Origin of the sequence: Mycolicibacter icosiumassiliensis (genome assembly GCF_900078685.2) — a bacterium.
In the GTDB taxonomy this organism is placed as follows: domain Bacteria; phylum Actinomycetota; class Actinomycetes; order Mycobacteriales; family Mycobacteriaceae; genus Mycobacterium; species Mycobacterium icosiumassiliensis.
Genome location: NZ_LT546166.1, coordinates 2,604,542 through 2,630,823, shown reverse-complemented (window position 1 = coordinate 2,630,823; position 26,282 = coordinate 2,604,542). Strand labels below are relative to the sequence as shown.

The 26,282-nt window shown below is 66.5% G+C and carries 22 protein-coding genes and 1 pseudogene; 13 read left to right on the top strand and 10 right to left on the bottom strand.

The features are described from left to right. Positions 1 to 3: 3 nt before the first annotated feature. From BN4346_RS36620 to BN4346_RS36605, 4 genes are all read right to left on the bottom strand, one after another. Complete coding sequence (locus BN4346_RS36620) at positions 4 to 477, bottom strand: PH domain-containing protein (RefSeq protein ID WP_067973037.1); 474 nt, start codon at positions 475 to 477, stop codon at positions 4 to 6. Further along, positions 474 to 956 carry a 6,7-dimethyl-8-ribityllumazine synthase gene (gene ribH, locus BN4346_RS36615; protein WP_067973034.1) on the bottom strand — a complete coding sequence of 161 codons (483 nt, stop codon included), beginning with the start codon at positions 954 to 956 and terminating at the stop codon, positions 474 to 476. Before ribH ends, BN4346_RS36620 begins: the two co-directional genes overlap by 4 nt. Then, positions 957 to 2,234, bottom strand: coding sequence for a bifunctional 3,4-dihydroxy-2-butanone-4-phosphate synthase/GTP cyclohydrolase II (locus tag BN4346_RS36610; RefSeq protein WP_067973032.1), 1,278 nt, complete (start codon positions 2,232 to 2,234; stop codon positions 957 to 959). It lies immediately after the preceding gene. A gap of 96 nt (positions 2,235 to 2,330) precedes the next feature. Further along, positions 2,331 to 2,939 carry a riboflavin synthase gene (locus BN4346_RS36605; RefSeq protein ID WP_067973030.1) on the bottom strand — a complete coding sequence of 203 codons (609 nt, stop codon included), beginning with the start codon at positions 2,937 to 2,939 and terminating at the stop codon, positions 2,331 to 2,333. Between the two features lie 41 nt (positions 2,940 to 2,980). Between BN4346_RS36605 and BN4346_RS36600 the strand changes: the two genes are divergently transcribed. Next, positions 2,981 to 3,679 carry an LppX_LprAFG lipoprotein gene (locus tag BN4346_RS36600; protein WP_067973025.1) on the top strand — a complete coding sequence of 233 codons (699 nt, stop codon included), beginning with the start codon at positions 2,981 to 2,983 and terminating at the stop codon, positions 3,677 to 3,679. After that, on the top strand, positions 3,679 to 5,217 hold the full coding sequence (locus BN4346_RS36595; protein ID WP_067973023.1) for an MFS transporter: 1,539 nt from the start codon (positions 3,679 to 3,681) through the stop codon (positions 5,215 to 5,217). The genes BN4346_RS36600 and BN4346_RS36595 overlap by 1 nt, the downstream gene beginning before the upstream one ends. Before the next feature lie 15 nt (positions 5,218 to 5,232). Here BN4346_RS36595 and ribD read toward each other — a convergent pair whose 3' ends face one another. The 4 genes from ribD to fmt are packed head-to-tail and all read right to left on the bottom strand — an operon-like array spanning position 5,233 to position 9,331. Continuing rightward, on the bottom strand, positions 5,233 to 6,264 hold the full coding sequence (gene ribD, locus BN4346_RS36590) for a bifunctional diaminohydroxyphosphoribosylaminopyrimidine deaminase/5-amino-6-(5-phosphoribosylamino)uracil reductase RibD (protein ID WP_067973020.1): 1,032 nt from the start codon (positions 6,262 to 6,264) through the stop codon (positions 5,233 to 5,235). A 49-nt stretch (positions 6,265 to 6,313) separates the two neighbouring features. After that, a complete protein-coding gene (rpe, locus tag BN4346_RS36585) occupies positions 6,314 to 6,991 on the bottom strand; it encodes a ribulose-phosphate 3-epimerase (protein WP_208863243.1) in 678 nt (225 codons plus the stop codon). 4 nt (positions 6,992 to 6,995) lie between these two features. Beyond that, on the bottom strand, positions 6,996 to 8,402 hold the full coding sequence (locus BN4346_RS36580) for an RsmB/NOP family class I SAM-dependent RNA methyltransferase (protein ID WP_067973018.1): 1,407 nt from the start codon (positions 8,400 to 8,402) through the stop codon (positions 6,996 to 6,998). Continuing rightward, the gene (fmt, locus tag BN4346_RS36575) at positions 8,399 to 9,331 is read right to left on the bottom strand and encodes a methionyl-tRNA formyltransferase (protein ID WP_067973012.1); all 933 of its coding nucleotides are present in this window, start codon (positions 9,329 to 9,331) and stop codon (positions 8,399 to 8,401) included. Before fmt ends, BN4346_RS36580 begins: the two co-directional genes overlap by 4 nt. Positions 9,332 to 9,572: 241 nt before the next feature. On the opposite strand from fmt, the gene BN4346_RS36570 reads away from it, so the two are divergent. Together BN4346_RS36570 and BN4346_RS36565 are read left to right on the top strand one after the other, a co-directional pair. Beyond that, positions 9,573 to 10,403, top strand: coding sequence for a class I SAM-dependent methyltransferase (locus tag BN4346_RS36570; protein ID WP_067973010.1), 831 nt, complete (start codon positions 9,573 to 9,575; stop codon positions 10,401 to 10,403). A gap of 3 nt (positions 10,404 to 10,406) precedes the next feature. Continuing rightward, positions 10,407 to 11,831 (top strand): nitrate/nitrite transporter, encoded by a 1,425-nt coding sequence (locus BN4346_RS36565; protein WP_067973007.1) that lies wholly within the window; start codon positions 10,407 to 10,409, stop codon positions 11,829 to 11,831. A gap of 4 nt (positions 11,832 to 11,835) precedes the next feature. On the opposite strand, the gene BN4346_RS36560 is transcribed toward BN4346_RS36565, so the two are convergent. After that, positions 11,836 to 12,030, bottom strand: coding sequence for a ferredoxin (locus tag BN4346_RS36560; RefSeq protein WP_067973006.1), 195 nt, complete (start codon positions 12,028 to 12,030; stop codon positions 11,836 to 11,838). Between the two features lie 169 nt (positions 12,031 to 12,199). On the opposite strand from BN4346_RS36560, the gene BN4346_RS36555 reads away from it, so the two are divergent. From BN4346_RS36555 to BN4346_RS36520, 9 genes and pseudogenes are all read left to right on the top strand, one after another. Then, on the top strand, positions 12,200 to 13,375 hold the full coding sequence (locus tag BN4346_RS36555) for a cytochrome P450 (RefSeq protein ID WP_067973003.1): 1,176 nt from the start codon (positions 12,200 to 12,202) through the stop codon (positions 13,373 to 13,375). Positions 13,376 to 13,573: 198 nt separating this feature from the next. Further along, complete coding sequence (locus BN4346_RS36550) at positions 13,574 to 14,296, top strand: GntR family transcriptional regulator (protein ID WP_067973000.1); 723 nt, start codon at positions 13,574 to 13,576, stop codon at positions 14,294 to 14,296. Further along, the gene (gene uca, locus BN4346_RS36545; RefSeq protein WP_067972996.1) at positions 14,281 to 17,907 is read left to right on the top strand and encodes an urea carboxylase; all 3,627 of its coding nucleotides are present in this window, start codon (positions 14,281 to 14,283) and stop codon (positions 17,905 to 17,907) included. Before BN4346_RS36550 ends, uca begins: the two co-directional genes overlap by 16 nt. Next, entirely contained in the window at positions 17,904 to 19,634 is a 1,731-nt protein-coding gene (gene atzF / locus BN4346_RS36540; RefSeq protein ID WP_067972991.1) for an allophanate hydrolase, read from the top strand. The genes uca and atzF overlap by 4 nt, the downstream gene beginning before the upstream one ends. A gap of 228 nt (positions 19,635 to 19,862) precedes the next feature. Continuing rightward, a pseudogene (locus BN4346_RS49930) lies at positions 19,863 to 20,364 on the top strand (PPE family protein); the annotation flags it as partial. A 15-nt stretch (positions 20,365 to 20,379) separates the two neighbouring features. Further along, complete coding sequence (locus BN4346_RS36535) at positions 20,380 to 21,075, top strand: PPE family protein, SVP subgroup (protein ID WP_407695139.1); 696 nt, start codon at positions 20,380 to 20,382, stop codon at positions 21,073 to 21,075. A 160-nt stretch (positions 21,076 to 21,235) separates the two neighbouring features. Beyond that, a complete protein-coding gene (locus BN4346_RS36530) occupies positions 21,236 to 22,411 on the top strand; it encodes a PPE family protein (protein ID WP_067972989.1) in 1,176 nt (391 codons plus the stop codon). Between the two features lie 39 nt (positions 22,412 to 22,450). Then, entirely contained in the window at positions 22,451 to 24,151 is a 1,701-nt protein-coding gene (locus tag BN4346_RS36525; RefSeq protein WP_067972986.1) for a purine-cytosine permease family protein, read from the top strand. A 112-nt stretch (positions 24,152 to 24,263) separates the two neighbouring features. Continuing rightward, positions 24,264 to 24,749, top strand: a complete 486-nt coding sequence (locus BN4346_RS36520; RefSeq protein WP_067972983.1) for a MarR family winged helix-turn-helix transcriptional regulator — start codon at positions 24,264 to 24,266, stop codon at positions 24,747 to 24,749. A gap of 5 nt (positions 24,750 to 24,754) precedes the next feature. Here BN4346_RS36520 and BN4346_RS36515 read toward each other — a convergent pair whose 3' ends face one another. Continuing rightward, positions 24,755 to 26,254 carry a bifunctional aminoglycoside phosphotransferase/ATP-binding protein gene (locus BN4346_RS36515; protein ID WP_067972979.1) on the bottom strand — a complete coding sequence of 500 codons (1,500 nt, stop codon included), beginning with the start codon at positions 26,252 to 26,254 and terminating at the stop codon, positions 24,755 to 24,757. Positions 26,255 to 26,282 lie beyond the last annotated feature (28 nt).

Genomic DNA, 26,282 nt, shown 5'->3' with positions numbered 1-26,282 from the left:
AGGCTAACCGGAAGGCGGTGGGGCAGGCCGGTAGCGCGAGACCAGGGCGCGCAGCTCCCGCATGGCCTGCACGGCGTGCTCTTTGTCGGCGGACTGGATGGCCACCAGCGGAATGTATTCGTCGTCGGGCAACTCCAGCCGGGCCCAGCGCTTGCCCGGCGGGAACGACACACCGACGACCTGAGACCACGGAATCAGCCGGTCGCCGAGCGCATTGCGGACCGACACCCCGGATTCGCCCACCCGCACGCGGGCCCGCGTCAACAGCAGCAGCGCGCCGGCCACGATAAGACCCAGCACCACAACCGCCACTCGGTCATAGGTCCGAAAGATCACGCCGCTGGCGCGGATTGTCAGCAGCAGGCTCACCACCACATGGATGGTCACGATCAGAATTGCGACGATCCATACTCCGTAGCGCATCATGTGCGGACGTACTTGAAGATCCCAGCGCGGGGATCGGTCCGGGGGCGTCACTGTACGGCGCGAAGCTCGCGCAGCGTCAGCGCCGTACTGAGGGCCGCGGCAGCTGCCTGAGCACCTTTGTCCTCGGTCGAATCGGGCAATCCGGCGCGGTCCAGCGCCTGTGCCTCGTCGTTGACGGTGAGCACACCGTTGGCCACCGGGGTCGCCGCGTCCAGCGACACCCGGGTCAGGCCCTGGGTCACTGCGTCACACACATAGTCGAAATGCGGTGTGGCGCCGCGGATCACAACCCCCAGCGCAACGACGGCGTCATGGTTGCGGGCCACTTCCTGTGCCACCACCGGGATCTCGATCGCGCCAAGCACCCGCACCACCGTCGGTTCGGTGATGCCTGCGTCGGCCGCTACCTTGCGGGCCCCGGCCAGCAGGGCGTCACAGATACGGGTGTGCCAGGTGCTGGCCACGATCGCCAGACGCAGATCAGAGGCGTCGAGTGCCGGCATGTCCGGCACTCCTACGGCTGGACTCATCTACAGCGCCCCGCCGAACTCGTCCGGCAGTTGCGAGGACTCGTCGAAGTCCTCCAAGCCGGTCAGTTCGTGGCCCATCCGGTCGCGCTTGGTCAGCAGGTAGCGGATGTTCTCGGAGTTGGCCCGTACCGGCAGCGGCACCCGCTCAAGGATGTGCAGGCCGTAGCCGTCCAGCCCGACGCGCTTGGCCGGGTTGTTGGTGAGCAGCCGCATCGAACGAACTCCGAGGTCCGAGAGGATCTGCGCCCCGATTCCGTAGTCGCGCGCGTCGGCCGGCAGGCCCAGTTTGAGGTTGGCGTCGACGGTGTCGTCGCCGGCGTCCTGCAGCTGGTAGGCCTGCAGTTTGTGCAACAGCCCGATGCCGCGCCCCTCGTGCCCACGCATGTAGAGCACCACCCCGCGGCCCTCTTGGGCGACCATCGCCAGTGCAGCGTCCAGCTGCGGGCCACAGTCGCAGCGCCGTGAACCGAACACATCGCCGGTCAGGCACTCCGAGTGCACCCGGACCAGCACGTCGTCGCCGTCGTTGTGCGGCCCGGCGATCTCGCCGCGAACCAGCGCCACATGCTCGACGTCCTCGTAGATGCTGGTGTAGCCGACCGCCCGGAACTCGCCGTGGCGGGTCGGGATGCGGGCCTCGGCGACCCGTTCGATGTGCTTTTCGTGCTTGCGGCGCCATTCGATCATGTCGGCGATGGAGATCAGGGCCAGGCCGTGCTCATCGGCGAAGACCCGCAGCTCCTCGGTCTGGGCCATGGCGCCCTCGTCCTTTTGGCTGCCGATCTCGCAGATCGCGCCGGCGGGCTGCAAGCCCGCCATCCGGGCCAGGTCGACGGCGGCCTCGGTGTGGCCCGGCCGGCGCAGTACCCCGCCGTCCTTGGCGCGCAGCGGCACCACGTGGCCCGGGCGGGTGAAGTCGTCGGCGGCGCTGGTCGGGTCGGCCAGCAGACGCATCGTGGTGGCCCGGTCCGAGGCCGAAATCCCGGTTCCGACATCGTTTTTGGCATCAACGGTGACGGTGTAGGCGGTGCCATGCTTGTCCTGGTTCACCGCGTACATCGGCAGCAGGCCCAGCCGGTCACAGATGGCACCGTCCAGCGGCACACACAGATAGCCGGAGGTGTAGCGGACCATGAACGCCACCAGTTCGGGGGTGGCCTTCTCGGCGGCGAAGATCAGGTCGCCTTCGTTCTCGCGGTCCTCGTCGTCGATGACGACGACGGCCTTGCCTGCCGCGATGTCGGCAACCGCCCGCTCGACGGTGTCCAACTTCGTCATCTGTGCCACCTTGGTTTCGCCGTCGGAAAGCGCCCCGTCGGCGCAACCCGCCCGTCCAGTATGAACCACCCCGGACCCACGGTTCGCCCCGTGGACTCATTCCGTGGGCTTGGTCACCAGTCGCTCGACGTACTTGGCAATCACGTCCACCTCCAGATTGACCACCGCGCCCACCGGCGCCCGGCCCAGGGTGGTCAGCTCCAGCGTGGTCGGAATCAACGAGACTTCAAAAAAGTCGTCCGGATCGGCACCCAGTCCGGAAACCGTCAGCGAGGTGCCATCCACGGTGATCGAGCCCTTCTCCACCACGTAGCGCGCCAGCGACGCCGGCAGCCCGATCCGCACCACTTCCCAGTGCTGCCCGGGCGTGCGGGACAGGACCTGCCCCGTCCCGTCGACGTGGCCCTGCACGATGTGGCCGCCCAGCCGGCTGTTCAGCGCGGCCGCACGTTCCAGGTTCACCGGGCTTCCGACCTGCAGCGATCCCAGGCTGGAGCGCTCCAGCGTCTCGCGCATCACGTCGGCGCTGAAGCGGCCGCCAGGCTGCACATCGACCACGGTCAGACACACGCCGTTGACGGCGATCGAGTCGCCGTGGCGGGCGTCGGAGGTGACGGTGGGGCCCGCGATGACCAGGCGCGCAGCGTCGGTCAGGTCCTCGCGGCCGACCAGCTCGCCCAGCTCCTCGACGATTCCGGTGAACATCGCACCAGGCTAGACCGCGGCTGCCCGGCGGCCTCTATACGATGTCCCCCATGCGCAGACTTCTTATCGCCCTGGCCACCGCGACCACTGCCGCCGCGCTGTTCGCCGGCTGTTCTTCCAAGGATGCCGGCGGACCGTTGCCGGACGCGACGACGCTGGTCAAGGAATCGGCCACCACCACGGCCAACCTCAAGAGCGCGCACCTGGCGCTCTCGGTGACCGGCCAGATCAAGAACCTCCCGGTCAAAACCCTCGAGGGTGACCTGACCACCCAGCCGACCACCGCGGCCAAGGGCAGCGCGACCATCATGATGCTGGGCTCGGATGTCGACGCCAAGTTCATCGTGATCGATGGCGACCTCTACGCGGCGATCACCGGTGATGACTACGACAACTACGGCGCCGCCGACAAGATCTACGACGTTGCCGCGATTCTGAGCCCGGAGAAGGGCTTGGCCAACATGCTGTCCAACCTGACCGACGCGAAGGCCGCCGGTCGCGACACCATCAACGGCCAGAAGGCCGTCCGGGTCACCGGCAACGCGCCCGCGGACGCCGTGAACGCCCTGGCGCCGCAGCTGAAGGCGACCGCTCCGACGCCGGCCACGGTCTGGATTCAGGAGGACGGTGACCATCAGCTGGTGCAGGCCCAGCTCAACCCCAGCGCGGGCAACGCCATCCAGATGACCCTGTCGAACTGGAACGCGCCGGTCACGATTGAGAAGCCGGCGGGAGCGTAATGCGGGTCAACCGCAAACTCGCGATCAGCGCGGGTAGCCTCGCCGTCCTGCTCGGCGCCCTCGACACCTATGTCGTGGTCACGATCATGCGCGACATCATGGCTCCGCAACCGGCGGGTGTCGGCATCCCGATCAACAAGATCCAGCAGCTGACCCCGATCATCACCTGCTACCTGCTCGGCTACATCGCTGCGATGCCACTGCTGGGCCGGGCGTCCGACCGGTTCGGCCGCAAGCTGCTGCTACAGGTCAGCCTGGCCACCTTCGCCGTCGGATCGGTGGTGACGGCGCTGTCCACCGACCTGTCGACGCTGGTAGTCGGCCGCACCATCCAGGGCGTCGCGGCCGGGGCACTGTTGCCGGTGACGTTCGCCCTCGGTGCTGACCTGTGGGCACAGCGCCGTCGGTCGGCGGTGTTGGGCTGGATCGCCGGCGCCCAGGAACTGGGCAGTGTGCTCGGTCCGCTGTACGGCATCTTCATCGTCTGGGCACTGACCAGCTGGCGAGACGTGTTCTGGATCAACGTGCCGCTGACCGTGCTGGCCATGGTCTTGATCCACTTCAGTCTCCCGCCGCAGTCCACCGACGGCCCCCGGGAGCGTGTCGATGTGGTCGGCGGGCTGCTGCTGGCGGTGATCCTGGGGCTGCTGACGATCGGCCTGTACAACCCCGACCCCAGCGCCAAGCAGGCGCTTCCCAACCACGGAGCGGCGTACCTGTTGTTTGCGGCGATCGCGCTGGTGGCGTTCGTGATCTGGGAGATCAAATCACCGACGAAGCTGCTGGACCCGGCCGGCGCCCGGATTGGCCCGTTTCTGGCCGCGTTGGGCTCCTCGCTCTGCGCCGGCGCCGCGCTGATGGTGACCCTGGTTGACGTCGAACTGTTCGGCCAGGGCGTGCTCGGAAAGACCCAGAATGAGGCGGCGATGCTGCTGCTGTGGTTCCTGGCCGCACTGCCGTTCGGGGCCGTGGTGGGCGGCGCGATAGCCACCATGGCCGGGGACAGGCTGGTGACGTTCGTCGGGCTGCTCATCGCCGCCGGGGGCTACTGGCTGATCTCGAAGTGGCCAGTCGATCTGATGGCCTACCACCACGAGGTACTCGGCCTGAGCCTTCCGGCGGCACACACCGACCAGATGCTGGCCGGTTTCGGTTTGGGCCTGGTGATCGGCCCGCTGACCTCGGCGGTCATGCGTGTGGTGCCGCCGCGCGAGCACGGCATCGCCGCGGCGGGCGTGGTGGTGGCCCGGATGACCGGCATGCTGATCGGGATGGCCGCCCTGTCGGCGTGGGGCCTGTACCGGTTCAACCAGATCCTGGCCGGCCTGCCGAAGATGCCCGGCGCCAGCCTGGCCGAGAAGATGGCCTCGACCGCGGCCAACTCCAAACTGGCCTTCGCGATGATGTACGGCGAGATCTTCGCGATCACCGCCCTCATCTGTGTGGTGGGCGCGGTGCTCGGATTGTTCATCGGCAGCAACGACGTGCACGCCGAAGATCCGGAAGTGTCCGAGCCGGAGCCCGCCATTTCGCGGTGAGCGGTGCCGGCCGCTTTAGTGCGGCACCAGGCTCAGCAGCAGATCGGGCCCGATCTGCTCCATGGTGTCGAACCGCCAGCGCAATGCCCGGGCAATGTTGGGCACACCGACGTCGTCGACGGCGGTGACCGGTCCGCCCAGCAGGATCGGCGCCACGTAGGCCAGGATGCGATCGATCGCGCCAGCTCGCAGGAATGCCCCGGCCAACGTGGGGCCGCCCTCGAGCAGCACGTCGGTGCGGTCGGCGAGCGCCCGCAGTACCTCGGCCGGGTCGTGGGTGCGGATCACCATGGTGCGCGAGTCGTCGTTGAGCACGTGCGCGTCCGCGGAGATCTCACGCTGGCCCACCACCACCCGCAGTGGCTGCCGGTCGGCCAGGGTGCCGTCGGGCAGCCGGGCGGTCAGGGTGGGGTCGTCGACCAGCACGGTGCCGGTGCCGACCACGATGGCGTCGGCCGCTGCCCGACGGCGGTGCAGGTCGGCTCGGGCCGCCTCGCTGGTGATCCACTGGCTGGAACCGTCGGCGGCCGCGCTGCGACCGTCGATGCTGGTGGCGTATTTCCAGGTGACGTGTGGCCGACCGGTGCGCTGCTTGTGCAGCCACTCCCGCAGCGGCCCGGTGCTCACGGCCGTGGCCTGCACCCCGGAGATCACCTGAACGCCCGCATCGGCCAGTCTCGCCGCGCCGCCCTGCGCGTCCGGGTGGGGGTCGTCGACGGCGTAGACCACCTGCGCCACTCCGGCGGCCAGCAGCGCATCCACGCACGGCGGGGTTCTGCCGTGGTGATTGCACGGCTCGAGCGTGACGACTGCCGTACCTCCGGCGCTCAGCTCACCGGCCCGGCGCAAGGCCACCACTTCGGCGTGCGCCTCGCCGGCCGGACGGGTTCCGCCGACGCCGACCACCCGGCCATCGCGATCCAGAATGACCGCGCCCACCGGCGGATTGGGGTAGGTGTCGCCCTTGACCCGCTGCGCCTGTTCGATCGCCAGCAGCATCGCGGCGTCATGGTCGACGGCGTGCTCGGCGGCCGACGCAGCGCTCATGCCTCGACTCCTTGCTCGTTCGTCCCTCTCTCGCCGTCGCCTTCGGTACTCATGCGCGCAGGTGCGGTGACGCCGCCAGAGCCTGACGGCGCAATGATTCAACGGCGGCGCCCGGATCCGCGGCGCTGTAGACGGCCGAGCCGGCGACGAAGCAGTCGACACCAGCGGCGGCGGCCTGTTCGACGGTGTCGGCGTTGATGCCGCCGTCGATTTCCACCAGGATGCTGAGCTCCCCGGCATCGACCAGCTTGCGCACGGTGCGCACCTTGCTCAACACCTCCGGGATGAAGGACTGCCCGCCGAATCCGGGCTCCACCGACATCACCAGCAGGGTGTCGAAGTCCCGCAGGATCTCCAGGTAGGGCTCCAGCGGCGTGCCGGGCTTGATACTGAGTCCGGCTTTGGCGCCCGCCGCCCGGATGTCGCGGGCCACCGCAACCGGATTGTCGGTGGCCTCGGCGTGGAACGTGACGTTGTATGCACCGGCTTCGGCATAGGGCGGCGCCCAGCGACCCGGGTCCTCGATCATCAGATGGCAGTCCATCGGGATCTCGGTGGCCGCCAGCAGGCTCTGCACCACCGGCAGGCCCAGGGTCAGGTTCGGCACGAAATGGGCGTCCATCACATCGACGTGCAGCCAGTCCGCACCCTTTACCGCGGCGACCTCATCGGCGAGGCGGGCAAAATCGGCCGACAGGATCGACGGCGCGATCATGGCTTGTGACATGGCCTCAGATTACTTGTAGCGCTGCAGCGAACATGGCGTCGGTCCCGTGCCGGTGCGGCCACAGCTGGACGTGCGGCCCGGCTCCGAGGTCGTCGACCGGCGCGAACAGTTCCCGGGTGTCCAACGCACGCACCGGATGTCGGCGCAGCGCATCGGCCACCACTCCGACCGTTTCGGCCAGGTGCGGCGAGCACGTCGCGTACAGCACCACTCCCCCCGGCCGGGTCAGTCCGATCGCCGCGGCCAGCAACTCGCGCTGCAGTTTCGCCAGCACCGGGATGTCGGCGGGCTGACGACGCCAACGGGCTTCGGGCCTGCGCCGCAGGGCGCCCAGGCCAGTACAGGGCGCGTCGACCAGCACCCGATCGAAGCCGGGTTCCAAGGCTGAGTCGCGGCCGTCTGCCGTCAGCACCTCCACGCCCAGGCCGCGGGTGTTCTCGGCGACCAGCGCGGCCCGGTGTGGGGCCTGCTCGACCGCGGTCACCCGTGCCCCGGTCTGGGCGCCGAGGGCGGCCAGCAGCGCGGTCTTACCGCCCGGTCCGGCGCACAGGTCCAGCCACCGGCCGGTGTCACCGTCGACCTGAGCCACGGCCAGGGCGCGGGCCACCAGCTGGCTGCCCTCGTCCTGGACCAGTGCCCGACCGGCGCGCACCGCATCGAGTTTCCCGGGATCACCGCCGGGCAGATAGACGGCGTAGGGCGAATACCGACCGACTTCGCCATCCACCGCGGCAGCCAACTCGGCCGCGGTCAGGGCGCCCGGTCGGGCCGCGAGATGCACCCGGGGTCGCTCGTCGTCACCGGCCAGCACCGCATCCAGTTCACCGGCGGCAGCGCCCAGCGCGTCGGCGAATGCCTGCGCGATCCAGCGCGGGTGGGCACGGACGAACGCGGCGTGGCCGATCGGATCGCTGTCGGCGTTCGGTGCCAGTTCCGCGGTCCAGGATTGCTCGTCGCGGGTACTGATGGTGCGCAGCACGCCGTTAACGAAACCCGCTCGTGCGGAGTCGAATTCGATGGCCGCCTGATCGACCGTGGTCGATACCGCGGCGTGCGGCTCGACTCGGGTACGCAGCAGTTGATAGCTGCCCAGCCGCAGCAGATCCAGCAGGACGGGGTCGATCGTCTTGGGTTCGCGCTGCGCCGCCGCGCCGATGATGGCGTCGAGCAGTCCACGCACCCGGCAGGTGCCATAGGTCAGCTCCGTGGCGAAAGCGGCGTCGCGGCCGGTGATTCCGCGTTCGGCCAACAGCGCCGGCAGGGCCAGGTTGGCGTAGGCATCGCGCTGGGAGACCGCCTGCAGCACATCGAATGCGGCGCGGCGAGCCGGGTCCAGGGACTTACGGCGGGTTTTGCGCGGGCCGTCCTGGGGACGCTGCGGCCGACGCGGGCCGCGCCCGGGTCCGGTCATGACGCCCGCATCTCGGAGTCGAGCCGAGCGCCGCGCGCCCAGTCGGCGGCATCCATGAGCTTCTTTCCCGGTGGCTGGATCTGGCCCAGCCGCACCGGAACCGAGCCGGTACCGACGCACACGTGTCGCCGGTCGACATGAATTTCCCCGGGTGACAGTCCTTCTGGCCCATCATCGGCAAGGCTGACGGGACCGACCCTGACGCGCAGGTCGCCGATCATGGTCCAAGAACCCGGATTCGGGGTGACGGCGCGGATCCGGCGCTCGATCACCGCGGCCGGCAGCTCCCAGCGCACCCGCGCGTCGTCGACGCTGATCTTGGATGCGTAGCTGATGCCGTCGCGTGGCTGCGGCACCGCGTGCAGCGCTCCGTCAGCGATGCCGTCGAGGGTCGCCGCCAGCAGTTCGGCACCCGAGACCGCCAGCCGGGCCAGCAGTTCACCGGCAGTGTCATCGGCCCGGATGTTCTCGGTCGCGACCCCGTAGACCGGCCCGGAGTCCAATTCCGGCTCGATGCGAAACGTCGTCGCACCCGTCACCTGGTCTCCGGCGGCGATCGCCGCCTGCACCGGGGCCGCACCGCGCCAGGCCGGCAGCAGGGAAAAGTGCAGGTTGACCCAGCCGTGCGTCGGCACCGCCAACAACGCGTCGCGCAGCAGCGCCCCGTAGGCGACCACCGGGCAGCACTCCGGTGCCAGTTCGGCCAGCTGGGCGACCGAGTCGGGGGCGTTGGGCTGGGCCGGCCGCAGCACCGGGATGCCGTGGTCAAGGGCCAGGCTGGCCACCGGCGACGGTTGCGGGCTCCCCCGCCGGCCAGACGCCGCGTCAGGTCGGGTCAGTACCGCCACCACCTCGTGTCGTGGTGAATCGATCAGTCGTTGCAACGACGGCAACGCGGTGTCCGGGGTGCCGGCGAAGACGATGCGCACCGGGACAGTTTAGGGAGTCGGGTCCGACTGAACCCGGACGCCGCTTTTCGGCACGCCGCGCCTGAAGCGGTCATGACTGACACCGACAGCGGCTACACAGCACTCTAGCAGCACTACACTATTACGTATAGCAACTATTTCATGTACCAATAGATTAGGCGAGGCGCGTGGGAAAACGCGGCCAATCGCCCATGACAGCGACGTCGAAAACCCAAGTTTGCCCCGTTGGCAGGAGACCCCGATGACCGTTGACAGCACCACCGCCACCACCGCAGCAGACACCCTGGCGGCCATTCACCGATCGATGTGGGCGATGGGCAACTACGCCCTGATGGCCGAGGAGGTGATGGCCCCGATCGGGGCGGCGCTAGTCACCGCCAGTGGCATTGGCGCCGGCGATCGCGTGCTCGACGTGGCGGCCGGATCCGGCAATATCTCCATTCCAGCTGCCAGGACGGGCGCCACCGTGGTTTCCAGCGACCTCACTCCGGAACTGCTGCAGCGGTCCCGGCTGCGCGCGTTCGAAGAGGGCGTGACCATGCAATGGCAGGAGGCCGATGCGCAGGCGCTGCCGTTCGACGACGGAGAGTTCGATGCGGTGCTCTCTGGGATCGGGGTGATGTTCGCACCCGACCACCAGCGCGCCGCGTCCGAGCTGCTTCGGGTATGCCGCCCGGGGGGCACCATCGCGCTGGCAAGCTGGACTCCCGAAGGCTTCTTCGGCCGCATGCTCAGCGCAATCAGGCCCTACCGGCCCACCCAAGTGCCCGGAGTACCGCCGGCAGCGCTGTGGGGCCGCGAGGACTACCTGTCTCTGCTGTTCGGCGATGCGGCCAGGGTCATCCACGCCCAGCGCTGCGTGTTGCGAGTGGAACGCTTCCTCAAGGCCCAAACGGTGCACGACTACTTCAAGGCCCACTACGGTCCGACGATCGACGCCTACCGGACCATCGGCGGCCGTCCGGCGCTGGTGGCCGCCTTGGACGCCGAGCTCGTCGAACTGGCTCAGCGTTACCTCTACGAGGGTGTCATGGGGTGGGAATACCTGCTCGTCACCGCCGAGCGGCGGTGAGCCGTGGTGTCCACGGGTGACGAGTCGAGAACCCGGCGCAACCTGACCGGTTGGGACCCAGAGGACGCCCAGGCCTGGGAAGCCGGTAACCGCATCATCGCGCGACGCAATCTGCTCTGGATCATCGCCTGCGACCACATAGCGTTCGGCGTGTGGACGCTGTGGCCGGTGCTCGCGCTGTTCATGCCGCAATCGGTCTATGGATTCTCCGCGAGCGACAAGTTCTTGCTCGGCGCCACGGCCACCCTGGTGGCGGCATTGCTGCGGATCCCCTATTCGTTGGGCATCGCCACATTCGGTGGCCGGACCTGGACGGTGGCGTCGATCGCAGTACTGGTGGTTCCCACCGCGGCAGCGATGGTGTTGTTGTCGCACCCTGGCCTTCCGCTCTGGCCGTATCTGCTGTGCGCCGGGCTGACCGGGTTCGGCGGGGCCAACTACTCCGCTTCTATGACGAACACCAATCGGTTCTATCCGCAGCGACTCAAGGGCTCGGCGCTGGGCCTGAACGCCGGTGCCGGCAACCTCGGGGTGCCGATGATCCAGCTGGTCGGCCTGCTGGTGCTGTCCACCACCGGCCACGACGCCGCCTACATCGTCTGTGCGCTATATCTGGCGCTGTTGGTCATCGTCGGGGTGGGGGCCGCACGCCACCTGGACAACCTCGACCACGCCACCAGGGCAAGTCACCTGCGCGAGGCGCTGTCCAAGGCCGACACTTGGGTGCTGGGCCTGCTGTACCTGGGCAGCTTCGGGTCGTGGATCGGGTTCTCCTTCGCATTCGGCGTCGTCCTGCAGGCCAACTTCACCGCGGGCGGGCAGAGCCCGGTCCAGGCGTCGTTGCATGCCGCCCAGTTCGCCTTCATCGGCCCGGCGCTGGGCTCGCTGGCCCGCATCTACGGCGGCAGACTCGCGGATCGACTCGGGGGCAGCCGAGTCACCCTGGCGGTATTCGTCGCGATGTCCGTCGTCACCGGCACACTGGTCGCGATCAGCCTCGCCGCCGAGCGCCAAGGTGGTCACAGCTCTGCACTGATGGGCGCCTACATCGTCACGTTCATCGGGCTGTTCATTCTGGCGGGACTGGGCAACGGGTCGGTGTACAAGATGATTCCCTCGATCTTCGAGGCACGCAGTCACGCGCTGAACCTCGATGAGGCCCAGCGGCGACTCTGGTCGCAGGCCATCGCCGGAGCCGTGATCGGTTTCGTGGCGACTTTCGGCGCCTTCGGCGGCGTGGGGATCAACCTGGCGCTGCGTCAGTCGTATCTGAGCACCGGCACCGAGACGTCGGCATTCTGGATGTTCATCGGCTTTTACGTGCTAGCCGCCCTGATGACCTGGAGCCGATATCTACGACGCCCCGCACGCGCCGCGGCAGAACGACTCCAGGATGTCCCCCGGGCGACGGTCGCCCAACCCGAATAGCCCCTCAATCCTCTTCAAGGATGAGTGCCATCTCCGGACAGGCAGCAACACCGTCGCGGATCGCCTCTTCGTCCTGGGAGCGCACCGCGTGTTCTTCCACGACGGAGTAGCCGGACCCGTCGATCGGAAACAGCACCGGGTCAACGGCATAGCACTGCGCGTGACCCGCGCACCTCGCTCGTTCGAGACGAATCCGCATGGCCGCCCTCTTCCCCTGGGACCGGTGAGCGCACGGCCGCCTGGCCGAATACGCATCACAATCCTAGAAGACGCTGACTGGTATCAGCCTGGCAGTTTGCCGCGCTGGCGGCGTCTACGATGTTGACGACCGCCAGGCGAATGCGAAACACGGGAGCGGACAACGGGCTATGGGCACCTCCGACGCGGATCGAACCGCGACATTCCACCTGCCCCGGCTCGACTACGCGAGCCTGCCGATGGCCGCCGACCGCGCTGTCGGATGGAAGACGCTGCGCGACGCCGGACCGGTGGTTTTCATGAACGGCTCCTACTACCTGACTCGCCGCGAAGACGTGCTCATGGCATTACGCAGTCCCACGGTCTACTCGGCGCGCCTGGCTCTACAACCTCGCAACAGCCCACTGCCCTTGGTGCCGCTGGCATTTGATCCACCCGAGCACACCCGATACCGCAAGATCCTCACCCCATTGTTCAGCCCCCACGCCTTGGGTAGATCGCTACCCGTCCTGCGGCGGCACGCGGTGGACATGATCGAAGACATCGCCGGCCGCGGAGAGTGCGAAGTGATGGCCGAGCTGGCGACTCTGTATCCGTTTCAGGTGTTCCTTGACCTCTATGGTCTTCCGCTCGAGGACCGCGACCGGATCATCGCTTGGAAAAATGCGATCACCGCCGACAAGCCGTACCGTTCCGAGCCTGATCTGCTCGCCGCCCGCGAGTTGTTCGGCTACCTCGCCGCCGCCATCAGCGAGCGACGGCAGAACCCGGCCACCGACATGCTGTCGGACATCATCACCGGCGACGGAGACTTCAGCGATCTCGAACTGCTCGGAATGACGCACTTGTTGCTCTTGGCCGGTCTGGACACCGTCACTGCGGCAATCGGCTTCGCGCTGCTCGAACTGGCTCGCCGGCCTCAGTTGCGCGCCCAGCTGCGCGGCAATCCGCAACAGATCAGGGCGTTCGTCGAAGAAATCGTCCGACTGGAGCCGTCAGCACCGGTCGCGCCCAGGGTCACCACGCAGGTCGTCACCGTTGGCGGGATGACGCTTCCGGCCGGCACGCCAGTGCGGTTGTGCATGGCCGCCGTGAACCGGGACGGAAGCGACGCGACGTCGACGGACGATCTGGTCATGGACGGCAAGGTGCATCGGCATTGGGGCTTTGGCGGTGGAGCGCATCGCTGTCTCGGCTCACATCTGGCGCGATTGGAACTCACCGTTGTCATCGACGAGTGGTTACAACGCATCCCTGAGTTCGAACTGGCCGCAGGCTATACCCCAGAGATCGCGTTTCCGGCGATGACGTTCGCGCTCAAGTCCCTGAAGCTGCGAATCACCTGAGCGGTCGACCTACCCCAACAGCATCACCTGACATCGACCGCACTGGTCAGCTGGCATTCCCAACGCGAAGTCCCCGCCGTTTGACCTGCCGGGTCGGTTAGCAAGAGCTGTCAGATGACTGAGAGCTGTGAGGTCGATTTAACCTACGCGTTACTGCGGATCACCTAACTGAAATGCCTGGTTAATAGCGTATACAGCATGTCGACACCCCTGGCTACAACTGACGGAATCGCCTCCAGCCGGGCTGACGCCGTCTACCTCGCGCTGCGGCCGGAACTAATGAACGGCGAGGTGGCGTTCGGAGAACGACTGACCGAGCCGAAGCTGGCGGCAAGGTTCCGGTGCTCACGCACGCCCATACGCGAAGCCCTGGCCCGGCTCTGCGCGGACGGCCTGATCCAGCGCGAGGAATACGGCTTCAGTCCGGTACGCCCGAACATCGCTCGGATTCGGGACCTCTACGAAGTACGGCTCACCTTGGAAATGGCGGGCATTCAGCGCGCGATCGACAACCCAGACGTGGTGCACGACCGGCACTTGCTGCTGGAGCAGCAGCAGTTTTGGGAATCGCTGCGCGCCGATCCACCGGCTCAAGAGCCAGGATTCGTGGTCGTCGACGAGGAGTTTCACGTCACGCTGTTGAAAGCAGCCGGTAATCGCGAGCTGGTGAACGCACTGTTGTCGGCGAACGCCCGGATCCGCCATGTGCGGATGTATGACTTCATGGTCAATAACCGCATCGAAGTGACCATCAGCGAGCATCTGGCGATCCTCGAGGCCGTGCTAGCCGGTCGACTGGAGCACGCGCGCGACCTGCTGCGCGCTCACATCGGGGCATCGTTGGACGTCGTATTCGACAGAGTCAGCCGGGCAATCCTGGCGATGTCGGTGGCCGAAGAAGAGAAGTGGACGGCACGTTGAACTTCGATACCGTCCTGATCGCCAACCGTGGCGAAATCGCTTGTCGCATCATCCGCAGCGCACACACGTTGGGACTGAAGACCGTCGCGGTCTATTCCGACGCAGACGCCGCGGCCGCTCATGTACAGCTGGCCGATACCGCGGTCCGGTTGGGTCCGCCGCCGGCGGCGCAGTCCTACCTGCGCGGCGAGCGGGTCATGGAGGCGGCGTTGGGCACCGGTGCAGGCGCGATTCACCCCGGTTACGGATTCTTGGCTGAGAGTGCCGATTTCGCGACTGCCGTTGCCGACGCGGGGATCGCCTTCGTGGGGCCGACCGCCGATCAGCTGAAGATCTTCGGCAACAAGCACACCGCACGGCAGGCAGCGCTCGCCAGCGGGGTGCCGCTCGTCGCGGGCAGCGGGCTGCTCGAATCCGCCGATCACGCAATGGCAGAAGCCGACCGCATCGGGTACCCGGTGATGCTGAAGGCAGTCGGCGGGGGTGGCGGAATCGGTATGCAGGCCTGCTTTACCGCCGACGAGTTGCGGGCTGCCTACGATCGCGTGCAACGGCTGGCTGCCTCGCATTTCTCCACCGACGGTGTGTTCCTGGAGCAACTGATCACCGTCGCCCGGCATGTCGAGGTCCAGGTATTCGGTGACGGCCATGGCCGCGTCATCAGCCTCGGAACCCGGGACTGCTCATTGCAACGACGCAATCAGAAAGTGATCGAAGAGGCGCCGGCTCCGGGGTTGCCTGCGGAACTGGCGGACGAACTTCTGTCGTCCGCACGCGCCCTGGCCGGCTCGGTGAACTACCGCTCGGCAGGAACGGTGGAGTTCGTCTACGACGCCGAACGAGAGACCGCCTCGTTCCTGGAGATGAATACCCGCCTGCAGGTTGAGCATCCCGTCACCGAGTCCATCACCGGAGTCGATCTGGTGGCCTGGATGTTGCGGGTGGCCGGCGGTGATACCACCGTGTTCGACGGCCTTCCCGATACCGGTCCGGTCGCAACCGGTTGTGCGGTGGAAGCGCGCGTCTGCGCCGAAGATCCGGCACACGACTATCGACCAAGCGCCGGCCAGATCACCGCAGTGCGGTTCCCCTCCGACGCCCGCGTCGACACCTGGATCGACACCGGTAGTGACGTCAGCCCGTTCTACGACTCACTGCTGGCCAAAGTCGTTGCCGCTGGGAGCACCCGCGACGAAGCCCTCGCCAATCTGGCCGTCGCCTTGGCCGGAACCCGGATCTACGGTGTCCGCACGAACCTGTCACAGCTGCAGGATGCATTGCAAAACGCGGATTTTCGCTCTGCCACGCACACCACCGCAACGCTGGGAGCGGTCTGCGCGTCGCGGGGTCGCATCGACGTCCTGCGAGCCGGCACCATGACAACCATTCAGGACCATCCCGGGCGGACGGGCTGGTGGCATGTCGGTATTCCACCGTCGGGTCCGATGGACGACCTGTCCTTCACACTGGCCAACACCGCTGTGGGGAATCCCCCGGGCGCGCCGGCTCTGGAATGCACCCTGGTGGGGCCCCAGCTTCGCTTCGCCGAAGCCGAGGTGGTGTGCGTAACGGGAGCCCCCGCCCAGGTCACCGTCGACGGTGAACCGATCCCGATGTGGGAGCCTGTCGTCGTGGCGGCAGGTTCGGTTCTCGACATCGGAGCGCCGGCAGACGCTGGACTGCGTACCTACCTCGCCATTCGAGGCGGTATCGATGTTCCGCTCTATCAGGGCAGCGCGTCGACCTTCACGCTCGGCGGTTTCGGCGGCATCACCGGCAAGGCACTCACCGAAGGCGACGTCCTGGACACCGCCGCCGCCGATCCCGACTCCCTTGGTCCGGCCCGCTCAGTTCCGCAGGAGCAGCGGCCACGGATCTGCCACCACTGGCAGCTGGCAGTCCAGGCCGGTCCACAGACCGCACCCGCCTACTTCACCGACGCCGATATGGCGCAGTTCTACTCTGCTGCGTGGCGCGTCAGCAGCCATGCCAACCGCACAGGGATCCGCTTGGAAGGACCCAAGCCGGACTGGTCTCGTGAAGACGGCGGCGATGCCGGCCTGCATCCCTCCAACCTGCACGACAATCCCTACAGTGTCGGCGCCATCAATGTGACTGGCGATACTCCGGTGCTGCTCGGCCCCGACGGCCCGAGTCTGGGAGGCTTCGCGTGTCCACTGACCGTGGTACAGGGGCATCGCTGGCAACTTGGTCAGCTCAGGCCGGGTGACACAGTCGGATTCACCCCTGTCGATGAGGCGACGGCCACCGAGCTGCGGACCTCCAACTCGATCCGGGCCACCGGCACCGTTGTCGACAGCCCGGCACTGCGGGATGATCGGGGAATCCTCGGCGTAGTCGAGGGCGACACCGATCGGCCGCGTGCACTTTACCTGCGCGGCGGCGACGACAACGTACTCGTCGAATACGGCGACATGGTCTTGGATCTGGGCTTGCGGATGCGTGTCCACGCGCTGACCGAAGCACTCGCCGCGGCCAAGATTCCGGGGATCATCGATGTCACGCCAGGCGTCCGATCGCTGCACATTCACACCGACCCCGCGGTCTTGCCCCAGTACCGACTGGTCGGCCTGCTCATGGAACTGGAGGAACAGCTTCCCGAGACCGCGGACCTGCAGGTGCCCAGTCGAACCATCCGCCTCCCCATGTCATTCGACGATCCCTCGATTGTCGAGGCAATCGAGCGCTACCGCAGCGGAATTCGGGACACCGCGCCGTGGCTGCCGTCCAACCTCGAGTTCATCCGCCGGATCAATGGACTGAACAGCATCGACGATGTGCGCCAGACGGTCTTCGGTGCCGAATACCTGGTACTGGGCCTGGGCGACGTGTATCTGGGCGCGCCACTGGCGGTCCCGATCGATCCCCGGCATCGATTGGTCACGACGAAGTACAACCCCGCACGCACGTGGACACCCTCGGATGCGGTCGGGATCGGAGGAAAGTACCTGTGCGTCTACGGCATGGAGTCCCCTGGGGGCTACCAGTTGGTGGGTCGCACCGTGCCGATCTGGTCGAGCTACCGTCAGACCGCCCCGTTCGAGCATGGAACGCCTTGGCTATTCCGATTCTTCGATCGCATCGTCTGGGAGCCGGTGACCCCGGACCAGCTTCAGGACTGCCGGGCTGCCGCCCAGGCGGGCCGGCTGGATGTCGAGATCTCCGACGGTACCTTTGCTCTGGCTGAACACCGAGAGTTCTTGGCCCGCAACGCCGAATCCATATCGGCTTTCGAGACCCGCCAAGCGGCCGCGTTCGCCGCCGAACGCACGTCCTGGCACGAATCGGGAGAATTCGATCGAGCGATCATCGAGGAGATCGCGACGAACGAACCCAGCAGTGCCACGATGGCCGATGTGCCGCCTGGCGCGTCAGTCGTCAGCGCACCGATGGTTGGCAACGTATGGAGGATCAACATCGAAGAGGGGCAGAACGTTGGGGAAGGTGACACGGTCGCAGTGTTGGAAGCCATGAAGTTAGAACTTCCCGTACCCAGTCCGATATCGGGAACTGTGCTGCGGGTACTGGCCTCGCCAGGCAGTCAGGTCGAGCCTGGAACGCCGCTCGCACTAATTGGGGCCGGCGCATGACATCGGTCCCGCATACCCCCACCAGCCGGGTGACCGCCGCCTACCGGCGTATCGCCGAAACGGATCGGCCCGAGGTATGGATCTCGTTGCGCGCCGAGGCCGATGTGCTGATCGATGCTCAACAGGCCGAAAAGCGTCTCGCTGCTGGCGATGACCTGCCGCTGGCCGGGTTGCTGGTCGCCGTCAAGGACAACATCGATGTGGCCGGGCTGCCCACCACCGCTGCATGTCCGGAATACGCCTACACACCCGATACCACCGCACCGGCGGTGCAACGCCTCGTCGATGCCGGGGCGATCATCTTGGGCAAGACCAACCTTGACCAGTTCGCCACCGGGCTGGTCGGTACCCGCAGTCCCTACGGTGCCGTCCGCAACGCACACTTCCCGGAATTGGTGTCGGGTGGGTCGAGCTCGGGTTCGGCAGTCGCTGTCGCGCTGGGCATCGCGGATATCGGCATCGGCACGGACACGGCAGGCTCGGGACGAGTTCCGGCGGCCCTCAACGGCATCGTCGGGATCAAGGCCACCTGCGGCATCGTCCCTATCCACGGGGTGGTACCGGCATGCGTCGACTATGACACCGTCACCGTGTTCGCCGCGGATCTCGATCTCGCGACCGCCGCCACCGCAGTCATGGCAGGCCCCCATCCAGCCGATCCGCGCAGTCGCAGCTGGCCGGCCGACGTCGCCTTGTCGGCGCTGCAGGCGCCCACGGTCGCGATCCCGGAGCCGGGGAACCTTGCCAACCTGTCCGATGCATACCGGGATGCCTTCGAGAGAAGCGTCAGCGCCGTGACCGATGCGGGTATCAAGGTCGAAACTCTCGATATTTCGATACTGCTGGACGCGGCCCGGCTGCTCTACGACGGAGCTATTGTCGCCGAACGTTACGCGGCGGTGGGCGAATTCCTTTCCACCGCTCCGGCAAACGCCGATCCCACCGTTCGGGCGATCATCATGGCTGCCCGCGAAACCAGCGGGCCCGCATTCGCCGCCGATCTGGACGCGCTTGCGCACGCCCGCGCCGCGGCCGCCGAACTGCTCAAAGATTATGACGCGCTGCTGTTGCCCACCACCACCGAGCACCCGAGCATTTCCGCGGTCGACGCCGATCGAATCGCGATCAACCGCCGCATGGGCACCTTTACCAACTTCTGCAATCTGCTCGACCTCGCCGCGGTCGCCGTCCCCGGCGAACCACTGAGTTCCGGTGGCCCATTCGGAATCATGTTCGTGGTCCAGGCCTTCGCCGACCAGGTCGCCATCGACATCGCCGCGAAGTACCTCAACCAGCCGTCGCCGCTGCTGGTCCAGGGCGGAGTGGATCTCGCGGTGTTCGGCGCGCACCTACGCGGACAGCCACTGCACTGGCAATTGGAGCAGCTCGGTGCGCGCTATCGCGGCGACATCCGCACCAGCGATGCCTATCGCCTCACCGCACTGAACACCACTCCCCCCAAGCCCGGACTAATCCCCACTTCCCCCGGCCAGGGCGCGTGCATCGACGGCGAGCTGTACCGCATATCCGAGGCGGGCCTGGGACGCTTCCTGGCTGCGCTGCCCGCTCCGATGGCACTGACCAGCATTGAACTCGAATGCGGCAGCAATGTAGTCGGTTTCACCGCGACACATGACGCTGTTTCAACCGCCACCGACATTACCGAACTGCGTTCCTGGAAGCGCTATTTGGCAGTGCGTTCTCCAGACACAGCGGCCGAACCCTAGCGTCCGGCCGAGAAAAACTCGGGTTAACCGTCCATTTGCTGAATATGGGCGGACAAGAGAGCTGACCACTATTCACATGACGGCGTCGGAGGCCGGCCGCCTCCGAACCGGTGCGATCGAAATAGGTGGTGGAATGAAACATACTGCGCCACAGAGCTTTACAGCGTTTTCGGACAGCGTCGCCCGCGAACCGTCAGAATTCATGTTGCCACTGAACGTATGTGAAATATGTACATCACGGCGGCGGCAATGAAGACATCCGAAAATGGTGTCCCCGCTGGTGCCGTCGTACCCATGCAGACCTGGATGGCCGTCGACTACGGCGTTCTTCCGCCTGAAGTGAATTCGGGCCGGATGTATTCCGGTCCGGGTCCCGCTCCGTTACTTGCAGCCGCGGGAGCATGGGACGCGCTCGCCGGAGAACTCGCCGTTGCGGGCAGTGGCTACGGATCGATCATTACTGCCCTCACCAGCCTGGAATGGTCAGGCCCGTCCTCGGTTGCAATGTCCAGCGCGTTGGAGCCGTACGTGGACCGTTCGAGCGGAACAAGCAGCCATGCAGGCCAGGGCGGCCGCAGCGGCCTACGAAGAGGCATTTGCCGTCACCGTGCCTCCGCCCGCCGTCGCCGCCAACCGGGTCAGGCTGCTGACACTCATCGCGACCAATTTCTTTGGGCAGAATCTTCCGGCCATCGCAGCGACCGAGGTCGAGTACGCGGAATTCTGGGCCCAGGATGCGACCGCGATGTACACCTATGCCGCCTCGTCGGCGGTTGCGTCCACGTTGACGGCCTTCGCGCCACCACCTCGCACCACCGACCAAAGCGGATTGCTGCAACAACAGGCGGCGGTCGGCAAGGCCGAGGCCACCGCGACCGGTTCCGTGCAACAAGCGCTCAGCTCGCTGCAGCTGCCGGGCGTGGCCACCGCACCCACGACGACCGGGGATGCCTCGTCACTCTTGTCGACGCTGGCAACCGACCTTTCCAGCCTGACCTCCACCGGCAACCTCAACATGATCGTCAACACCTGGGGGCTCAGCTATTTCGGCGCCGGCGTTGTTCAGTTGGGAATGTTGTTCGCGCAGACCGTGATGCCAGAATCGCTTGCCGCCGCCGGACTGCCGCCCGCGGTGGATCTAATCGGTGCCAATGCAGCTGTGGCGGCGGGTGCCGGTCCGGCGCCGGTCAGCGCGCTCGTCGGGCATTCCCAGAAGATCGGGCTGCTGTCGGCGCCGACGAGTTGGGCTGCCAATGCCACCGAACCCGCCGCCGCGGAAATGGGAGTCACCGTAACCGCTGCGTCCGGCGGCCCGACGCACCCCGGCAGCGGTCCGATGGCTGCGCCCCCGCTCCGCGGGGCCGCGCGGGCGGCGAACTTCACTCGGCGGCGATACGGGATCCGCCACAAGGTGGTTCCGCGACCAAAGGGGGTCGGATAGCGCGTGACCCCGTCGGCCGACCACTACCCGAGATCACCCGATCTTCCAGCGAAAGACGAGACGAACAGATGACCAGAGAACTCCAACGGCCCCATCCATTTTCCGCGGCGGGATCGCCGACCGCGCCACAGCGCGGTACTCGACAGGAGAGGTGACGACGATGGACTACGGAGCGCTACCACCGGAAGTCAATTCGCTGCGCATATACACCGGTCCGGGAGCGGGATCGTTGACGGTGGCCGCGTCCGCCTGGAGCACCCTGGCCGGTGAGCTGACGTCGGCGGTCAACGGCTACCAGGCGGTTGTCGACGGATTGCAGTCCGAACAATGGATCGGTCCGTCCTCAGTGACCATGGCCCAGTCATTCAAACCATATGTGGCGTGGATGCAATCGACCGCTGCTCAGGCCGAGCGGTCCGCCGCCAAAGCCCGCGAAGCGGCCGCAGCCTACGAAGCCGCATTCACCGCGACGGTCCCGCCTCCGCAGATCGCCGAGAATCGGGCGCTGCTGGCGACATTGGTCGCCGGCAATGTCGTGGGGCAGAACACCGCGGCGATCGCAGCCGCCGAAGCCCAATACAGCCAGATGTGGGCCCAAGACGCTGCGGCGATGTACCAGTACGCGGGGGCAGCTGCGGTGGCATCGGAGCTGGCGCCCTATGCGTCACCGCCGACGACCACCAGTGCCGCCGGGGCGGCTACCCAAAGCCAGGCGGTAAATCAGGCGACTGCGAACGCGGCCGGCAATGGGCAATCGCAGATCTCCCAGCTGCTGTCCCAGCTGACGACCGCGCTGCACAACCTGGGCTCGCCGATGTCTGCATCAGCTACCGCCGGCACCCCGGTGGACCCGGTGGAACAGTTCATGAACTGGTACGGCCCGTTCGGAAACTTCTTCTACGACACCGCGGGCCTGCCATTCTTCGGCGCGGGCATCACCAGCTTCTTCACCGGGACCGCGAAAGCCGCAGGTCTGATCGGCGCCGAGGCACCCGCAGCAGCAGCATTGCCCGCGGCTGCGCTGACGTCCGCCCCGGCTGCTCCGGCAGCGGCAGCTGCTTCCGGTGTCGGGCCCGTATCGGCGCGGCTGGCCAGTGCGACAACCGTCGGGAAATTGGCCGTTCCGCCCAGCTGGGCGGGGTCGACTCCGATGACAACGCCCTCCCATTTGCCGGAGTTCGTCAGCGATGTCATTGAACACGAGGAAATGACTCCGTCCGGGAACGTCATCGGCGGAATTCCGCCGACCGCCGGTTCGGGCCGGAACTTCGCCGGATCCAGTCCCCGATACGGGATGCGACCGACCGTGGTGGCCCGTCCACCGTCGGCCGGCTAGCAGCCCGCACGCCAACTACCAGCCAGAGAGGTTCCACAGGTGACAAGCGACAAGGCCGGCCTCGACAGACTCGATGCCGGCAAGGAGACACTCGAGGACTACACCCTGCGTTTTGCACCGCGCAGCTACCGCAAATGGTCCGCGCCGGTCGTGGGCATCTCGGCCCTGGGCGGAATCGCCTACCTGGCCGACTTCGCCATCGGCGCGAACATCGGTATCTCCTGGGGCACTGCGAACGCCCTGTGGGGGATTTTCGTCTTCACGTTGGTCGTCTTCACAACGGGATTTCCCCTGGCCTACTACGCGGCCCGCTACAACATCGATCTGGATCTGATCACCCGCGGCAGCGGATTCGGCTATTACGGGTCGGTGGTGAGCAACGTGATCTTTGCAACGTTCACGTTTATCTTCTTTGCGCTGGAGGGCTCCATCATGGCGCAGGGCCTCAATCTCGGACTTGGCATCCCGCTGTGGCTTGGCTACGCCGCCTCGACCCTCATCATCTTCCCGCTGGTCATCTACGGCATGAAGGTTTTGTCGCAGTTGCAACTGTGGACAACCCCGATCTGGCTGATTCTCATGGTGGCCCCGTTCGGTTATCTCCTTGTCAGCCATCCGGAGTCGATCGGCGAATTCCTGGCGTACGCCGGCCAAGACGGCAACGGTGCGGTGAACATCGGCTCGGTTCTATTGGCCGCCGGGGTCTGCCTGTCGCTGATCGCCCAGATCGCCGAGCAAATCGACTACCTGCGCTTCATGCCGCCGCGGACGCCGTCGAACGCTCGCACATGGTGGACATGGACAGTCCTTGCCGGGCCCGGCTGGGTTGTCTTCGGCGCACTCAAGCAGGTGATCGGATTGTTCCTCGCGGTTTATCTGATCTCGAACGTGCCCGGCGCCACGACGATCGCCAACCAACCGGTGCACCAGTTCGAGAAGATCTATCGGAATTTCATGCCGGGCTGGCTGGCCTTGACGCTGGCCGTCCTCCTGGTGGTCCTGAGCCAAGTCAAGATCAATGTGACGAATGCCTACTCAGGCTCGCTGGCCTGGACGAATTCCTACACGCGCGTCACCAAGCATTATCCCGGAAGGGTGGTGTTCCTCGCGGTGAACTTGGCAATCGCGTTGGCTCTGATGGAAGCCAACATGTTTGACGTCCTCAATACGATCCTGGGCTTCTATGCCAACTGCGGGATGGCATGGATCGTGTCGGTGGCGTCCGACATCGTGATCAACAAATACCTGTTGAAACTGTCGCCGAAAGCTCCCGAGTTCCGGCGCGGAATGTTGTATGCCATCAACCCCGTGGGGTTCGGATCGATGATGTTGGCCGCGACCACGTCGATCATCGCGTTCTTCGGCGGTTTGGGGGAAACACTGCGGCCCTACTCGCCTCTGGTCGCGGTCGCGATAGCGCTGGTGATGCCTCCCATTTTGGCGCTGGCCACCAACGGGAAGTACTACCTGCGACGCACGCACGACGGTATCGACCAACCGATGTACGACGGACACGGTAATCCCAGCGCCGTGCTGATCACCTGTCACGTCTGCCGCCATGACTACGAGCGACCCGACATGCTCGCGTGCCAGACGCACGATGCGCACGTCTGCTCGCTGTGCGTGTCCACCGACAGGAGGTCTGACCATGTGCTCAGTCGTATGCAACCCCCGGGGCACCGAGCCACGGTGCCGGTGACCTTGAGTACTGACGGAGCTGCGGTGTCAGTTCGCGAATGACCGCCCCGTCACATGAGCGCAAGTAATGCCGATAGCAACAATACCGCCATGTAACAATAGCTTCTACTGATCGAGCTCGTCGCGCTGACGGGCCTGAACCAAGGAAGCGCCGATGGCCAGCACCGACGTGACGGAGAACGATGAGTCCGTCGACGCGATCACCGACGCGCTCCTGACCGCCTCGCGGCTCTTGGTAGCCATCTCGGCGCACTCGATCGCCCAGGTGGACGAGACCATCACGATCCCGCAATTCCGGACGCTGGTGATCCTCTCCAACCGTGGTGCGATGAATCTGGCGACGCTGGCGGGTCTGCTCGGTGTACAGCCCTCAACGACCGGGCGCATGGTCGACCGACTCGTCGGCGCCGGGTTGATCGATCGCCTGCCACACCCCACGTCGCGGCGCGAACTGGTGGCCGAACTGACACCGCGCGGGCGCGACGTCGTACGCCAAGTCACCGCCGAGCGGCGGGCCGCGATCGCCCGCATCGTTGAGACGTTGCCGGCCAAGGAACGTCGCGGACTGGTAAGTGCTCTCACCGCGTTCACCGCTGCCGGCGGTGAACCCGCCGCGGACATGGACGACATGGATATCTGACTGCGTTACCCCTGCGGTCGACTCGCGGAACGCCACAGCTCCTGAGCCTCGCGCACGCAATCTTCCAGCGGTTGCGACGTGTCGACGCGATGCGCGGTGTCCCACGCGAAGCTTTGAGCGCTCAGCGCGGCCGCGATCTGTGGTGTCGCATCGGAGTTGCCCGGTGCCCTGCTTCTGATTCGATCGGCGGCGACATCAACCGGCACCACACACTGGATCTCGGTGCATGCCGCGTATTTGTCCGCAGCCAGGCGGCGGGCCTCGGCGCGTGCCTGCGCATCGCGCCAGGTTCCGTCGAGGATCACTGACTGACCGCCGGTCAGATACCGGCCCGCCCGATGCAGGATCGCCTGGTAGACGGCAGCGACATTGGCCGGTGCGTACAGGCCGGCGCCCAGGGAGCCGGCCTCTCCGCTCAGCTGCCCGGACTCGTGCAGTTCCTTGCGCACGTCGTCGGTGGACAGCACCACGGCCCCGGTCTGTTCGGCGAGCTTTCGGGCCAGCGTCGACTTACCGGTGCCCGGACCGCCACCGACCAGCGCCAGCCGAATGGCGCCGCGCTCGAGGTGACGCACGGCGATGGCCAGATGGCGCGCCGCGGCGGCGTCGGCCCCGGACTTCCCCTGGGTCAGCTGCACGCAGTCGACCTTGGCCCGCACCGTGGCGCGATAAGCAAGGTAGAAGTCCCGCAGCGACGGCGGCGCAGTGTCACCCGAATAGGTCGCGTAGCGGTCCAGGAAGTAGTCGCCGAGATCCTGGCGGCCGAGGAATTCCAGATCCATGGCAAGGAAGGCGGCGTCGTCGATGCGGTCGACGAAACGCAAGTCGTCACTGAACTCCAGGCAGTCCAGCAGCACCGGCCGGTTGTCCGTCCAGAAGATGTCGTCGGCGAGCAGGTCGGCATGGCCGTCGACGATGCAACCCTCGTCGATCCGCCGAGCGAACAGATCCGCCCGGCCGGTGAGGTATGCCGCAGCGAGGTCCTCGACGCGGCGCACCGTATCGGCGGCGACCACCGTATCGGCGTGGCGGTGCAGTGTGGGGAAATTGTCAAACCACCGCTGGTAGATCGCCTCGGGCTTGCCTTGCCGGCTGATTCGCCCACTGCGCTCGGCTCGGTTGTGGAAGTCGGCCAGTAGCCGGGCGATGCTGTCGAGCACGCCGTCGACGGGTGCGCCGCGCTTGACCATCGAAGCCAGCCGGTCGTCGTCGTGATAGCGCCGCATCACGATGATCGGTTCGGGTGGCCCTTCGGACGGACCACTGAGATGGGCAACTCCGAAATAGCTGTCGGGGGCGATGCGGCTGTTGAGTTGCACTTCCCGGGCGCACGCCGCTGCGCGCTGCTCGACCGTCCGAAAGTCCAGGAAGTCGGTCTGCACCGGCTTCTTGGCCTTGTAAGCCCGATCGCCGGCCAGGATCACCACCCCGGAGTGCGTTTCGTAGGCCGCGACGTAGGGCGTCGCTGGTGGCGCACCCGTGTCGCCGTGTGTCGCGAACTCCATGGCATCCAGTGTTACCAGGGCCGGGGAC